This window comes from Jiella endophytica (assembly GCF_004519335.1).
In the GTDB taxonomy this organism is placed as follows: domain Bacteria; phylum Pseudomonadota; class Alphaproteobacteria; order Rhizobiales; family Rhizobiaceae; genus Jiella; species Jiella endophytica.
This window is the reverse complement of sequence record NZ_SOZD01000004.1, coordinates 447,205-460,836: the sequence shown is the minus strand read 5'-3', so window position 1 is coordinate 460,836 and position 13,632 is coordinate 447,205. Positions and strand designations below refer to the sequence as shown.

Here is a 13,632-nt window from a genome sequence, read left to right as displayed (position 1 = left end):
CGCCGGCGGCGCGAAGCCTTGCCGCGCCGCTGCCATCCTGTTGCAAATCAATGCGGATCGGCCGGATCAGGACTCGTGGGCTGCCGGCCGTCCGAGATCGCCGACCCGGCGCGCGTCCGACATCATGCCGGGATGGGCGCTTCCGTCGCCGCCGGGTGCGGCATTTCGCGCCGTGTTCCATCCGGCCATCCATTGCGCGCGAAGGTCCGAGCCGACCGGATATCGGCAGGCCGACATCGGATGGTTGTGGCGGAAGGCTAGGCGGCCCTGTTCGAAGGCATCGGTGACCATGTTTCATCTCCCTTTGGTCTTTTGCCGGGTATCGCTTCTGTGGCGTTGCACCGTTTGCGCAGGCCAGCTTCGGCCCGAGCGTGCGGTCTTCTCCCGGCATTGTCGCGGAAGCCGGCGCGGCGCTGATGGGAGCGGCGAGCGGGCTATCGCACCGCCGATGTGGTGACGGTCCCGGGCGGAAATCAACGGCGCGAGGGAAAACGTGATGATGAACTTGCGAAACTTCGGCGCTGATCCGTGCAACCCGCGATCGGCGGACTTCGAGGCAACTGACGGCCAGACAGCGTAAACGGTGTCGGACCGACCCGCGGCAGGAGCGCTGGTTTCGAGCGCCGATCACGTCGAGTGCCAGCGCTATCGGCTCGGGACTGGAGGCTTCTCAAGACGGATGAAAAGCTACCGCAGGAACGCGGCGAACCCCTCGACGTCCGCTTGCGTGGTCGACCAGCTGGTGACCAGCCGCGCCAGCGTCTCGTCCTCGGAGGTCAGCTCCGGCATCGAATGGGGTGCGTTCCAGTCGTAGAACACCGCGCCGGCCTCGCGCATGCGGGCTGCGAGGTCCTTCGGCAGGACGGCGAAGACCTCGTTGCTTGCCGTCGGCCAGGCCTGGCGCGCCGCGTTGCTCTTGTCGAGCGCCTCGCGCAACAGCCCCGCCATGCGGTTGGCATGGCCGGCCATGTCCAGCCACAGACCGCCCTCGAAATAGGCCATGAACTGCGCCGCGACAAAGCGCGTCTTGGAGAACAGCTGGGCGCCGCGCTTGCGGATATAGGGAAACTGCGAGGCCTTGTCGGGATCAAAGACGACGATCGCCTCGGCGCACCAGCAGCCGTTCTTCGTCGCGCCGAAGGAGAGGATGTCGACGCCTCGCTTCCAGCTCATCTCGGCCGGCGACAGGCCGGTGGCGACGAGGCCGTTGGCAAAGCGCGCGCCGTCCATGTGCAGCGTCAGGTCGCGGCCGTGAGCGATCGAGGCGATCGCCTCGATCTCGTCGGCGCTATAGAGCGTGCCGGCCTCGCCGGGCTGGCTGATCGACACCGCCATCGGCTGGCCGGTATGGACGTGGCCCGGCTTGAAGCGGGCGAGCTCGCGCCTGAGATTCGCCGGATCGATCCGGCCGTCCGGACCGTCGACGGCAGCAAGCCGCGCACCATGGGTGAAGAACTCCGGGGCGCCGCACTCGTCCTCGATGATATGCGCTTCGCGGTGGCACAGGACGACGCCGCCCGGCCGGTTGACCGAGGCGAGCGCCAGCGAGTTCGCCGCGGTGCCGGTGCCGACGAAGAATACGGCGACCTCGCGCTCGAAGATCTCGTTGAAGCGCTGCTCGACGGCCTTGTCGAGGTCGCTGCTGCCATAGGCGCTCGCCATGCCCTCGCTGTGCCTTGCGAGAGCGGCGTTGACGGCGGGGTGGGCGCCGGACCAGTTGTCGGAAGCAAAGATCATGGCGGCTGGCCTATACCGCACTGCGAGACAACGCAAGCGGCCGGCAAGGCGGCTCCCGCGCTGCGGCCGGGCGCCAGCTTCAGTCGGCGCCGCAGGGCCATTTTGCCGGGCGTGTCAGGCCTTCCGGCAGCTTTGTCCTGGTGTCGCCGCAGGCGATGTCGATCTGGCTCTGGACGAGACCCTTCGTCGAAGAGAGGTCGACGCCCTCGAAGCGAGTGAGGAACAGATAGGCGCCGCCGAGATCGAGCGGGCCGTCGATCTTGGCACCGGCGAACTCGGCCCTGGCGAGATTGGCAAAGGCGAAGCTGTTGTTGCCGAGGGTGGCGCCGGCAAAATGCGCCCGGCCGAGTTCCGCCTTGCCGAAATCGGCGCCCTCGACATTTGCGTCGGCAAAATCCGCCCGCTGCAGCTCGGCGCTCTGGAAGGAGGCCTTTTGGGCTGAAACGCCGGAAAAATCGGTCCTGTAGCCTTCCGCCTTGGAGAAATCCGCAGCGTCGGCCGTTGCGCCGGCGAGGGATGCGCGCACCAGCTTGGCGTCGGTCAGTCTGGCCGAGGAGAGGTCGGCATTTCGCAGGTCGGTGAGGGTGAAGTCGACGTCGCGCAGATCGGCTCCGGCAAGGTCGGCCGCGTGCAGCATGAGGTTCTGGCGGTTGCAGTGATGCCAGTCGATCGACGCATGGGCCGGGGCGGTGCAGTCGGCCGCCAACGCTTTAGATCCCGCACCGGCGAGCAAGACCAGTGGCAAGGTGGCGAGGAGAGCGCCCATGGCTGAAACGCCAGACCCGCGGCGAAACGGCCGTGTATTCGTCGGGTCTGTCCGTCCTGCCCGGTCGCTCGATGGGCCCTGGCCGACAGCCGTCGGCAACGCGTCCTTCGTCATGGTGCCGTCGGTCTCCAGGTTGCGGTCGCACCGGCGAGATGTGGGAGGAGGGGCTGCGTTCGGCAATGCCGGACGATGCGGCCTGAAGCCGCGCGGGACGCGATGCGTATCAAGCCGCGGGATACGGCCGGGCGTCTGGACAGGGCGGGGCAGGTCTGCTCAAACCGCCGTCGCACCGGCGGGTGCGGCGCGTAGGCGCAACGACGCAAGGACATCTGCCGGAGCGGCCGACGCGCGGCGGCTCGGCAAGGATCGAAACGATGGTCGAACAGATCGAAATCACCCGTCCAGACGACTGGCATCTCCATCTGCGCGACGGCGCGATGCTGAAGGCGGTGGCGCCGGTCAGCGCGGCGCGCTTTGCCCGCGCCATCATCATGCCGAACCTCGTGCCGCCGGTCCGGACCCTTGAAGACCTGCGCGCCTATCGCGGCCGCATCGCGGCGGCGCTGCCCGCCGGCGCGCGGTTCCGACCGCTGATGACGCTCTACCTCACCGAGACGACCGATCCTCAGACGATCACCCAAGGAGCGGCGAGCGGCGAACTGACCGCGGTAAAACTCTATCCGGCCGGCGCGACGACGAATTCCGACGCGGGCGTCAAGGATCTCTCCAAGGTCCACACGGTGCTGGAAGCGATGCAGGAGGCCGGCGTGCCGCTGCTCGTCCATGGCGAGGTGACCGATCCCGAGGTCGACATCTTCGACCGCGAGGCGGTGTTCATCGAGCGTGTGCTCACCCCCCTGCGCAAGGACTTTCCGGCCCTTCGCATCGTGATGGAGCACATCACCACCGAGGAGGGCGCATCCTATGTCGGCGAGGCCGACGACAATCTCGCCGCGACGATCACCCCGCAGCATCTGATCATCAACCGCACCGACATCTTCAAGGGCGGCATCCGTCCGCATTTCTACTGCCTGCCGATCGCCAAGCGGGAAAACCATCGCCAGGCGCTGCGCAAGGCCGCGACGTCTGGCAGTGCCAAGTTCTTCCTCGGCACGGATTCGGCGCCGCATCTGTCGTCGCTGAAGGAATGCGCCTGCGGCTGCGCCGGCATCTTCAACGCGCCGGTGGCCATTCCTTACGTCGCGCAGGTCTTCGACGAGGAAGGCGCGCTCGACAGGCTCGAAGCCTTCGTCTCGCTGAACGGCGCGGCCTTCTACCGGCTGCCGGTCAATGAGGACAAGATCACCCTGCGCAAGGCCGCGCCGGACGAAGCGATCTTCCGCCCCGTCGATGCCGGCGAGGACGGCAGCGTCGTAGTGTTTCGGGCGGACAAGCCGCTGATGTGGTCGGTGGCCGAGGGGTGATCGGACTGGTCGCCAGGTCAGACGTCGCGATACGACGGGCGGTTGCCCGAGAAATGTTTGCATCCCATTTATAGGCAGGCAAAGGCTTCAGTGGTAACGTCGGGGCGAGCCGCTCTGAGACTTTCGCGGGGAAGGAAGCCTATTCGATGAAGGCCATGAAAACATCCGGTCGAACTCATGGCGTCCTCCTTCAGGGCCCAGGCAAGGCGAGCCAATACGGCAAAAAAGTTAGCGTGCCCGGGATGGGTTATGTGCGCGTTGTCAGCGACAACACGTTCACCTCGGCGAAGACGGCCGCCGCGAGCCGCCTGAAAGTGGCGATCGCGACCACAGGCGAGCCGAAGGTCGTTGAGTGAGTGAGCCGCGGGCCCCTCGCTACAATCCCTTATTCGAGCGCTTCGTCGACGCCAGCCAGCCGGATCCCGAGATGCTTCCCGGCATGGTTGCGTACTGTCTCTACAAATTAGCGAAACGTGAGTGGGCGACCGACTTCTTCGAGAGGAACGGCCGCAAACCAAACGATGACGAGCTGCAGGAGTATATCCGGACCTGGACGCCCACGCGTGTGTCCGGTGCAGAAAAGGAAGCCGAGGCTGTCCTGCTGGCCTTTGCAGGTTCGGTGATCGAGAACAACGCCCCGCAAATTCGCGAAGAGGCACTGAGGGGCACGTTCTGGAAGTCGGTCTGGACGTCATGCGTGGCAGCAGGGATCTACACGCTCTTTCTGATATTCGTAGCGGTGGTGCTTCGATCCGTCGGCATAGACCTGCTATCGACGGTACAGGCCGTCGGGGGTCGATGAAACCGATGATTTTCACCGGTCGAAGACCGTTGTGACGAGCTCGACGACCTCTTTGGAACGTCCAAAGGGCGGTGCGATGGGAATCGCCGAACAATCGGCAGGCTATTCGGTCCCGAAGGCCCTCAGGATCAAGACGTGCAGGTCGTCCTTCGGGGTGAAGTCCCGGTAGACCACCTCGAATTGCGTCGGCGCGATCTTCTTCACGCCGCTGGCGCAGAAGCTGACGAGGTTCTTCGGCGAACCCTTGTCGACGATCAGGTGGAAGCTCCCGATCGGCTTCGCCCAGTTGGCTCCGGTCGTCAGCACATAGTCGATGTAGCGGTCCTGGAAACCGCCGCCTTCGACGCCTGCTTTCGCCCCGGCCCGCTTCACCGCAGCCACGATGTCGTCGTCAACGCAGTAGCGGGCGCGAAACTCTCGTGCCTCCTCCGGACTCTGATAGCTGGCGCTGACCGCCGTCGAGACAAAGCTGCCGACCGAGGGCTTGTAGCTGTGGCTGACCTTGACGACCGTCTTCGGCGGAAAGGTCTGCTGCCAGTGATAGGCAAGGCGCAGCGACCAGTTCGGTGCGAGATGCCTCCCCCGGCCCTTGCCGGCGTCGTATTCGTTGAGGACGGCGATCTCTTCGCCGAGCAGCGATTGCTGCTCCGCCTCTGGCAGCCTGTCGAGGACGTCGACGGCATCCCCGGCAAAGGGCGCGAGGGGGACGCCGAGCTTTTCCAGCCGCCGGGTGATATTGGCGCCGTCGTGATAAGCGGCGCGGTCGATGGTCATCGCCACCGGTCTGCCGTCGACCGTCGTCTTGAACAGAAACGGATCGTCCGGATTGGCCGAGGGCAGGTCGATGTTGCCGTCAAACGGATCGATCTCGATCTCCGGCAGGGGAAAGGCGACCGTGGTCGTCACCGGCTGGTCGGTGGCGTTGACGAACTCATAGTCGACCGCGATGCGGTCCATCGCGATCGACAGGTCTTCCCGGCGCATCTCGATCGCGTCGGTGGTCGTCAGCGTCAGTCCGCCGACGGCAAGATTGGCGGTGGAATCATTGGCGAGGGCCGGCGAGGCGGCGGCGAAAGCGAGCATGGCCGAAAGCAGGGCGCGGGAGAGCAAGGTCGACCCCCTCGTTGGGCTGGCGGGGTCGGAAATGACCGAGCGTCAGGTGGCGCCAAGATTGCCTGCGCGTGGGTCTGCCCGCAAGAGGCCTTTCTAGAGCCCAAGAGGCAGCCGACGGTGGCCAAGACGATTGCCGGAGATTCCCGCCAGTTCAGGCTCTACCCCGGATTACGGGCCGGGCCTGACGAGCGAAGCCCGAAGAGCAGGGTGAGAAGAGCAGGGCCCGGCGGGCGGGATCCGCTGATCAGTTGAAGGCCGGCGGTTTCGACAGGTCGACGCCGCCTGGCGCGTTGCTGCCGCTCGCCGGCGGGCTGTCCTGCGGCTGCGCGCCATTCCCCGCCGGCTGGCCGGGCGCCGAGGCATCGCCGCTTCCGGATGGAGCGGTTTCGCCTGTCGCGGGCGGCAGGCTTTCCGCCGGCCCGTTGCCGAGCTGCAGCGGCGGCAGGCCGAAGCTCGGGGCCTGGCCGTTCTGATTGCTCTGGCCGGACGCGCCGCCGGTTCCGCTCCCCACACCCGCTCCGCCCGGCGCCGGCTGGCTGCCCGGAAAGCTCAGAGGCGGCAGGCCGAAGCCGCCATTGCCGGAATTCCCCGTGCCGCCGGAGCTGCCATTGCCGTTCTGGCCGCCGGCTCCGGGCTGGCCGAAGGAGGGTGCGCCGCCAAGCGGCGGCAGGCCGAAGGACGGTGCGCTGCCATTGCCGCCGCCGCCGTTCTCGCCGAAGCCCGGCACCTTGAAGTCCGTGCTGCTCGCCTTCGGCACTTCGGTCTTGTAGCGCATCACCATGCCAGGGAAGGCGATCGTCAGGCCGACCATCACCACCTGGATGCAGACGAAGGGCACCGCGCCCCAGTAGATCTGTCCGGTGGTCACCGGCTCCATGCGCTTGCCGGTGATCCGGTCGAGATAGGGCACCCTGGCCGCCACCGAGCGCAGGTAGAACAGCGCGAAGCCGAAGGGCGGGTGCATGAAGCTCGTCTGCATGTTGATGCCGAGCAAAACGCCGAACCAGATCAGGTCGATGCCGAGCTTGTCGGCCACCGGCGCGAGCAGCGGCACGATGATGAAGGCGAGCTCGAAGAAGTCGAGGAAGAAGGCGAGGAAGAACACCAGAAGGTTGACGACGATAAGGAAGCCGGTCTCGCCGCCCGGCACGGAGGTCAACAGGTGCTCGACCCAGACATGGCCGTTGACGCCGTAGAAGGTCAGCGAGAACACCCGCGCGCCGATCAGGATGAACAGGACGAAGGCGGAGAGCTTGGTCGTCGCCTCCATCGCCTGGACCATCAGGGTGGTGTTCAGCCGGCGCTTGGAAAAGGCGAGGATCAGCGCGCCGACCGCGCCCATCGCGCCGCCTTCGGTCGGCGTCGCGACGCCGAGAAAGATGGTGCCGAGGACGAGGAAGATCAGCGCCAGCGGCGGCACCATGACGATGATCACCTGCTGGGTCAGATAGGAGAGGAGGTTGAGCTTCAGCGCCTTGTTGACGACCGCGGCGGTGTAGACGACCGCGACGCCGACGACGGCGCCCCAGATCGCGGCGCCCTGCTGCACCCGGCCTTCGAAATAGACGGTCGCGGCATAGGAGATGGCGACCGCCGCGACGATCGACAGGAGCAGCGAGAGGACGCCGCCACCAAGGGTGCGCGCCTCCGGGGGAAGCGCCGGCGCGGCCTTGGCGTTCAGCATGGTCACGCCGAACATGTAGAGGAGATAGAGGCCGGTCAGCACCAGCGCCGGGACGAGGGCGCCGGAATACATGTCGCCGACCGAGCGGCCGAGCTGATCGGCAAGAACGATCAGGACGAGCGAGGGCGGGACGATCTGGGCCAGCGTGCCCGACGCGACGATGACGCCCGAGGCGAGCCGCCGGTCGTAGCCGTAGCGCAGCATGATCGGCAGCGAGATGAGGCCCATGGCGATCACCGAGGCGGCGACCACGCCGGTGGTCGCGGCGAGCAACGCGCCGACGAAGATCACCGCATAGGCGAGGCCGCCGCGCAGCGGGCCGAAGAGCTGACCGACGGTCTCGAGCAGATCCTCTGCCATGCCCGAGCGCTCGAGGATCAGCCCCATGAAGGTGAAGAAGGGGATGGCGAGCAGCGTGTCGTTCGACATCACCCCGCCGAAGAAACGGTCGGGCAACGCCTTCAGGAGCGGCCAGAAGAGGTTGATGTCGGACGACAGCGGCGCGAGCTCGACGCCGATGACGAAGAAGGCGAGACCGATCGCGGCGAGCGAGAAGGCGACCGGATAGCCGAGCAGCAGCACCACCACCAGGGTGGCGAACATGATCGGCGCGAGATTGTGGGCGATGAACTGGATCACCGGTGTGCCTCCCCGTTACCGCGGGAAGCGGTCTTGCCGGTCGGGACCTCGCTGCCGCCCTGCGGCGCGTCCGGCGCCAGCGCCGCGAGTTCGGAGGCTTCGGCCGCGTGGGCGACGCCCGCCGGCGTCTCGTCCGGATAGCCGGCAAACAGCACGGCGGCGCGCTTGATCAGCTCCGAGATCCCCTGGAACAGGAGGAGCAGGAAGCCGGCAAGCAGCAGCGCCTTGGCCGGCCAGATGATCAGCCCGCCGGCATTCGGCGAATATTCGCCGATCTCGAAGGAGTGCAGGACATAGGGGGCGAGCAGCCAGACCATGACGACCGTGAAGGGCAGGAGGATGACCAGGTGGCCGATCAGGTCGATCCAGTCGCGGGTGCGTTTCGACAGCATGTTGGAGACGATGTCGACGCGGATGTGCTCGTTGCGCTGCAGGGTCCAGGCGGCGGCGAGCATGAAGATCGCGCCGAACAGATACCACTGCAGTTCCAGCCAGGCGTTGGACGAGATGTCGAAGACCTTGCGGATCACCGCATTGCCGGCGCTGACCAGCACCACCACGAGGACCAGCCAGGCGACGCCGCGCCCGACGAAGGCGGTGACCCTGTCGATGCCGCGCGCAAAAGACATGAGTGCCGACATGCGGCGTTTTCCCCCAATCGCCGGGGATCGACGCTCGGCTGTGCTCGCACGCGCCCGCCGTCCTCCGATTCATCTTTGTCGAACCGGCCCGGGAAGGCTGGCTGTCAGGAGGGCGCTCGCGGCCTGCGCGTCGCGCCCGAAAGTCCGGTTGCGTTAAGCAAATTCACGAGGTTGTGCAAGTGCTCGGGCGGCCCGGCAAAGGTCAGGCGAGATGATCGTTGATGCTTGACAGCCGTTGCAGCTGACGTCGTGGCCGCGGCGCTTGCAGCGAGGGCGTCACTGCCAATTCTGTCCCGCGGTCGGATGCGCCGGCATGGATGTCCTGCCGCGTCCGCGTCGAATGGCGCGAAGACAGCTGCAAAAGTCTTTGACGATTGCCTTTGGAAGGCAGACAACCATCTGAAATCAGGAGCGAACCGGCAAACCGGTCGCGGCGCGGGGAGGCGCCGAGAGCTCCGAGGAGGAGAATGATGACCATTCGCCGCGTCGCGCTCGGCGACAGGTTCGACCTTTCCGTCGAAGACGTGCTTTTGTCCGGGCCCCAGGCGGTCGTCCGGCTGATGCTGATGCAGGCCGCCCGCGACCGGGCGGCGGGGCTTTCGACCGCAGGCTACGTCACCGGCTATCGCGGCTCGCCGCTCGGCGGCATCGATCAGCAGTTCATTCGCGCAGGTCGCGAGCTTTCGGCATGCCGCGTCGTCTTCGAGCCGGCGATCAACGAGGATCTGGCTGCGACCGCCCTCTGGGGCGCGCAGCAGGCAGAGATCCGCGGCGAGGGGCGCTACGACGGCGTCTTCGGCCTCTGGTACGCCAAGGGCCCGGGCGTCGATCGCTCGGGGGATGCCTTTCGCCACGCCAATCTCGCCGGCACGTCCCGCCATGGCGGGGTCATCGCGCTGCTCGGCGACGACCATACCTGCGAATCCTCGACCTCCGCCCATCAGTCGGAATTTGCCGCGATCGACGCGATGATGCCGGTCTTCCACCCGGCCGGCGTCCAGGAAATCCTCGATTTCGGCCTTGCTGCCTACGCGTTGTCGCGCTTTTCCGGGCTGTGGACGACGATGAAGCTGATCAAGGACACGGTGGAATCGACCGCGACGGTGAACGCCGCCTGCGATCGCCTCGGCTTCGTCCTTCCCGAGGATGAGGCTCCGCCCGCCTTCCGCAACATCCGCCGGACCGCCCACCCGCTCGAGCAGGAGGCGATGCTGCACGAGCACCGCCTGCCGGCGGCGCGCGCCTTCGTCGCGGCGAACGGTCTCGACCGGATCGTCCATTCCGGTGGCCGGTCGCCGCGGATCGGCATCCTGTCGCTCGGCAAGTCCTGGCTCGATGTCGAGCAGGCGCTGGCCGCCCTCGATATCGACGAGGTGGCGGCGGCCGGCTTCGGCCTCAGGCTCGGCAAGCTGGCGGTACCCTGGCCGCTGGAGCCCTCCTTCGTGCGCCGGTTTGCCGAGGGTCTCGAACTTCTGATCGTCGTCGAGGAAAAGCGCGGCGTCGTCGAGCCGCAGCTGAAGGACATCCTCTACGGCACAGCCGGTGCGCCCGCGATTGTGGGCAAGACCGACCTTGCCGGCGAGACGCTGTTCAAGGCGAAGGGGGCGCTCGATGCCAACGAGATCGCCCTCGTCATCGGCCGGGCGATCGCCGAGCGGCGGCCGAACGAGGCGCTCGGCGCCCGCATCGGCCGGATCGAGACCCTGCAGAAGCATCTTTCAGGTTCCCAAGAGATCGCCGCCCGCACGCCGTATTTCTGCGCCGGCTGTCCGCACAACTCGTCGACCCGGGTGCCGGAGGGCTCGCGGGCCTATGCCGGCATCGGCTGCCACTACATGGCCCAGTGGATGGACCGGGAGACCGAGGGCCACACCCAGATGGGCGGCGAGGGCGCCAACTGGCTCGGCGAGCGGCACTTCTCCACCCGCTCCCATGTCTTCCAGAATATCGGCGACGGCACCTACAACCATTCCGGCCTCCTGGCGCTGAGGGCGGCTGCCGCGTCCGGCGCCAACGTCACCTACAAGATCCTCTACAACGATGCGGTGGCGATGACCGGCGGCCAGGCTCACGAAGGCGGGCTGAGCGTGCCGATGATCGCTGCGCAGGTGGCGGCCGAGGGAGCCAGGCGGATCGTCGTCGTCTCGGACGAGCCGGACAAGCATCGCGGCGCTCCGCTGATGCCGGCCGGCACGCGCTTTCACCATCGCCGCGACCTCGACAGCGTGCAGCGCGAGCTGGCGGAAACGCCGGGGCTCACCGTCCTCATCTACGACCAGACCTGCGCCGCCGAGAAGCGCCGGCGCCGGAAGCGCGGGCAGTTTCCCGATCCCGATCGCCGCGTCGTCATCAACGAGCGGGTCTGCGAGGGCTGCGGCGACTGCGGGGTCCAGTCGAACTGCGTCGCCATCGCCGCGGTCGAGACGGAGTTCGGGCGCAAGCGGCAGATCGACCAGTCGGCCTGCAACAAGGACTTCTCCTGCCTCGACGGCTTCTGCCCGGCATTGGTGACCGTCCACGGCGCGGCGTTGAAGATGCCGCAGACCGGAAGGCTCGACGCGCCCGAGACGTCGGAACCCGAATTTCGCGGGCCGTCGGGCTCGGTCGGCATCGTCATCACCGGCGTCGGCGGCACCGGCGTCGTCACCATCGGTGCGCTGATCGCCATGGCGGCCCATGTCGACGGCCATGGTGCCGGCGTCATCGACATGGCAGGCCTTGCCCAGAAGGGCGGGCCGGTGACCAGCCATGTGCGCATCGCCCCCCGCCGGGAGGACGTCAAGGCGATCCGAGTCGCCGCCGGCGAGGCGCGGCTGGTGATCGGCTGCGACCTCGTCACCGCCGGCTCGGCGAAGGTGCGCGCCGCAATCCGCCGGGGCGAGACCGCGGTGGTGCTCGACTGCCACGAGACGTTGTCCGGCGAGTTCACCCGCAATGTCGACTTCTCCTTCCCCAACCGTCGGCTGGTCGAGGCGATCGAGGCCGCGGCCGGCCGCGACAGGGTGACGAGGATCGACGCCGAGGCTGCCGCCACTCGGCTCTTCGGCAACACCATCTTCGCCAATACGCTGATGCTCGGCATGGCCTTCCAGACCGGCGAGTTGCCGGTGTCGGGAACGGCGCTGCGCGAGGCGATCCGGCTGAACGGCGTCGACGTCGAGACCAATCTTATAGCCTTCGAGTGGGGGCGGGCGCTCCATGCCGATCCGGCCGCGCTGCCTGCGGAGAGGGAGCCGGCGCGGGCCCGGCTGGACCACCGCCGACGCTCGGAAACTCTCGACGAGGCGGTCGCCCGGCGCATCGACGACCTGACGGCCTATCAGAACGCCGCCTATGCGAGCGCCTACGAGGCGACGGTCGCGAAGGTCCGCGAAGCCGAGGGCCACGTGGCGCCGGGCCGTCAGGAGATCGCCTGGGTCGTCGCCCGCGAGCTCTACCGGCTGATGACGATCAAGGACGAATACGAGGTGGCCCGGCTCTATGCCGACGGCGGCTTCGAGGCGCAGCTCGCCGAAAGCTTCGACCGCCATCAGCGGCTGACCTTTCATCTCGCGCCGCCGGTCTTCGGCGAAGACGGCCCGGCGGGGCGGCCGAGGAAGCGAGCCTTCGGCGGCTGGATGATGACCGGCTTCCGGCTGCTCGGCGCGATGCGGCGGCTGCGGGGCACGGCGATCGATCCGTTCCGCTTCTCGTCCGAGCGCCGGGAGCAGCGGGCGCAGCTCGAAGCCTATCGGCAAAGCATCGAGACGATCGTCTCTCGCCTGACGGCGGACAATCATGCCGCCGCCCTGGATCTGGCGAAATGGCCGGAGGGGATCAACGGCTTCGGCCCGGTGCGGCGCCGGAAGGCCGAAGCGGCAGAGCGGCGCCGCCAGGCGGCTGAGGCTGCGTTGACCGCGTCAAGACCGATGGCCGAGGCGGCCGAATAGCACCTCCCATCCGCCGGGATGGACAATCGCCAGCGGCGCGGGCATGTCTTCGGCGATGTCCGAGGAAACCACCCCGCACTGGCCGCGCTTCATGTCCGACAAGGAGCTGCGCGCCTTTTTCGGCCTCTCCGAGCGGGCCCTTCGCCGCTACCGGGCGCTGAAGGAGTTTCCGCAGAAGGACATCGTCGCCAACAAGACGGATTCGGTCGCCGTCGCCCGGTTCTTCGACTGGGTGGCCGGCATTGCGGAGCATCCGCCGCGCGCCAACAGCCGCTATGTGCCGGCAGCGGAGAAGGATCGCCGCTGAGGTCGGTGTTTAGGGTGAGTGCAAGCGTCACGGCGGGTGGGTGCCGCGAGGAACACCTGGTCGGAGCGCCAGGTGAGCAGTCTGCACCCCGCCTGCCGTCCCAAAAGCAGATGCGCTCCGCCGTAAAGGCGAAGCGCATCGGGCATGCTGGCGATCGCCCGGCCGGGCCGGACGATCGGTCTGGGGAGGCGGCCGTTACTGGCTGAAGTCGGCACCCGAGCCCGGCACCAGGATCGACGGGCGCTGGTGAACGGTCGAATCCGACTCGGCCTTCTGCTGCTGGGCGGAGACCGGCAGCCGGCGCGTCGCGCCATAGGTGCGTGTCGAGCTGGTGGTCATGTTGTCGTCGGACCGCGCCTTGGTCACGGTTTCGACCTTCGGGGCGGGGGTGAAGTCGGCGCCGGATCCCGGGACGAGGCCGGCGGCGTTCGATGCGACCGGGGCGGCGGCAAGGCCGCCAAGGGCGACCGCGAGCGTCAAAAGCGTCTTCATTTCGATATTCCCACTCTTCCTACCAAATCGGGACCCGCGCCGACGTCACGATTCGACGCCGGCTGTCCTACCCTTGGTCTATGATTGGGACACGAACC

At 67.3% G+C, this 13,632-nt stretch carries 13 protein-coding genes; 5 read left to right on the top strand and 8 right to left on the bottom strand.

Features of this window, described 5'->3' with window-relative positions; all coding sequences use genetic code 11:
• Nucleotides 1-66: 66 nt before the first annotated feature.
• The 3 genes from E3C22_RS15185 to E3C22_RS15175 all read right to left on the bottom strand — a co-directional run bounded on the left by E3C22_RS15185 (nt 67) and on the right by E3C22_RS15175 (nt 2,503).
• The gene (locus tag E3C22_RS15185; RefSeq protein WP_134762876.1) at nt 67-291 is read right to left on the bottom strand and encodes a ribosome modulation factor; all 225 of its coding nucleotides are present in this window, start codon (nt 289-291) and stop codon (nt 67-69) included.
• 396 nt (nt 292-687) lie between these two features.
• Nucleotides 688-1,737: a threonine aldolase family protein gene (locus E3C22_RS15180; RefSeq protein ID WP_134762875.1), complete on the bottom strand. Its 1,050-nt coding sequence runs from the start codon at nt 1,735-1,737 to the stop codon at nt 688-690.
• Nucleotides 1,738-1,816: 79 nt separating this feature from the next.
• Nucleotides 1,817-2,503, bottom strand: coding sequence for a pentapeptide repeat-containing protein (locus E3C22_RS15175; RefSeq protein WP_134762874.1), 687 nt, complete (start codon nt 2,501-2,503; stop codon nt 1,817-1,819).
• 374 nt (nt 2,504-2,877) lie between these two features.
• Between E3C22_RS15175 and pyrC the strand changes: the two genes are divergently transcribed.
• The 3 genes from pyrC to E3C22_RS15160 all read left to right on the top strand — a co-directional run bounded on the left by pyrC (nt 2,878) and on the right by E3C22_RS15160 (nt 4,729).
• Nucleotides 2,878-3,927, top strand: a complete 1,050-nt coding sequence (pyrC, locus tag E3C22_RS15170; protein ID WP_134762873.1) for a dihydroorotase — start codon at nt 2,878-2,880, stop codon at nt 3,925-3,927.
• Between the two features lie 146 nt (nt 3,928-4,073).
• On the top strand, nt 4,074-4,283 hold the full coding sequence (locus E3C22_RS15165) for a hypothetical protein (protein WP_134762872.1): 210 nt from the start codon (nt 4,074-4,076) through the stop codon (nt 4,281-4,283).
• Nucleotides 4,280-4,729 carry a hypothetical protein gene (locus E3C22_RS15160; RefSeq protein WP_134762871.1) on the top strand — a complete coding sequence of 150 codons (450 nt, stop codon included), beginning with the start codon at nt 4,280-4,282 and terminating at the stop codon, nt 4,727-4,729. The genes E3C22_RS15165 and E3C22_RS15160 overlap by 4 nt, the downstream gene beginning before the upstream one ends.
• Before the next feature lie 102 nt (nt 4,730-4,831).
• Here the strand turns inward: E3C22_RS15160 and E3C22_RS15155 are convergent, their stop codons facing one another.
• The 4 genes from E3C22_RS15155 to E3C22_RS15140 form a co-directional block, all read right to left on the bottom strand.
• Entirely contained in the window at nt 4,832-5,839 is a 1,008-nt protein-coding gene (locus E3C22_RS15155; RefSeq protein ID WP_134762870.1) for a DUF4424 domain-containing protein, read from the bottom strand.
• Between the two features lie 247 nt (nt 5,840-6,086).
• Nucleotides 6,087-8,165 (bottom strand): TRAP transporter large permease, encoded by a 2,079-nt coding sequence (locus E3C22_RS15150; RefSeq protein ID WP_134762869.1) that lies wholly within the window; start codon nt 8,163-8,165, stop codon nt 6,087-6,089.
• Nucleotides 8,162-8,806 carry a TRAP transporter small permease subunit gene (locus E3C22_RS15145; protein ID WP_134762868.1) on the bottom strand — a complete coding sequence of 215 codons (645 nt, stop codon included), beginning with the start codon at nt 8,804-8,806 and terminating at the stop codon, nt 8,162-8,164. Before E3C22_RS15145 ends, E3C22_RS15150 begins: the two co-directional genes overlap by 4 nt.
• Before the next feature lie 202 nt (nt 8,807-9,008).
• Nucleotides 9,009-9,284, bottom strand: coding sequence for a hypothetical protein (locus E3C22_RS15140; RefSeq protein ID WP_134762867.1), 276 nt, complete (start codon nt 9,282-9,284; stop codon nt 9,009-9,011).
• On the opposite strand from E3C22_RS15140, the gene E3C22_RS15135 reads away from it, so the two are divergent.
• The gene (locus E3C22_RS15135) at nt 9,277-12,735 is read left to right on the top strand and encodes an indolepyruvate ferredoxin oxidoreductase family protein (protein ID WP_245515011.1); all 3,459 of its coding nucleotides are present in this window, start codon (nt 9,277-9,279) and stop codon (nt 12,733-12,735) included. The two genes, E3C22_RS15140 and E3C22_RS15135, sit on opposite strands and share 8 nt — an antisense overlap.
• Before the next feature lie 55 nt (nt 12,736-12,790).
• Entirely contained in the window at nt 12,791-13,042 is a 252-nt protein-coding gene (locus E3C22_RS15130; RefSeq protein ID WP_134762865.1) for a hypothetical protein, read from the top strand.
• 195 nt (nt 13,043-13,237) lie between these two features.
• On the opposite strand, the gene E3C22_RS15125 is transcribed toward E3C22_RS15130, so the two are convergent.
• Complete coding sequence (locus tag E3C22_RS15125; protein ID WP_134762864.1) at nt 13,238-13,534, bottom strand: hypothetical protein; 297 nt, start codon at nt 13,532-13,534, stop codon at nt 13,238-13,240.
• Between the last annotated feature and the right edge of the window lie 98 nt (nt 13,535-13,632).

What these genes read in the sequence shown, in the direction of transcription:
- E3C22_RS15185 (WP_134762876.1), bottom strand. Translation starts at nt 291, where the DNA reads ATGGTCACCGATGCCTTCGAACAGGGCCGCCTAGCCTTCCGCCACAAC.
- E3C22_RS15180 (WP_134762875.1), bottom strand. Translation starts at nt 1,737, where the DNA reads ATGATCTTTGCTTCCGACAACTGGTCCGGCGCCCACCCCGCCGTCAAC.
- E3C22_RS15175 (WP_134762874.1), bottom strand. Translation starts at nt 2,503, where the DNA reads ATGGGCGCTCTCCTCGCCACCTTGCCACTGGTCTTGCTCGCCGGTGCG.
- pyrC (WP_134762873.1), top strand. Translation starts at nt 2,878, where the DNA reads ATGGTCGAACAGATCGAAATCACCCGTCCAGACGACTGGCATCTCCAT.
- E3C22_RS15165 (WP_134762872.1), top strand. Translation starts at nt 4,074, where the DNA reads ATGAAGGCCATGAAAACATCCGGTCGAACTCATGGCGTCCTCCTTCAG.
- E3C22_RS15145 (WP_134762868.1), bottom strand. Translation starts at nt 8,806, where the DNA reads ATGTCGGCACTCATGTCTTTTGCGCGCGGCATCGACAGGGTCACCGCC.
- E3C22_RS15135 (WP_245515011.1), top strand. Translation starts at nt 9,277, where the DNA reads ATGACCATTCGCCGCGTCGCGCTCGGCGACAGGTTCGACCTTTCCGTC.
- E3C22_RS15140 (WP_134762867.1), bottom strand. Translation starts at nt 9,284, where the DNA reads ATGGTCATCATTCTCCTCCTCGGAGCTCTCGGCGCCTCCCCGCGCCGC.
- E3C22_RS15130 (WP_134762865.1), top strand. Translation starts at nt 12,791, where the DNA reads ATGTCCGAGGAAACCACCCCGCACTGGCCGCGCTTCATGTCCGACAAG.
- E3C22_RS15125 (WP_134762864.1), bottom strand. Translation starts at nt 13,534, where the DNA reads ATGAAGACGCTTTTGACGCTCGCGGTCGCCCTTGGCGGCCTTGCCGCC.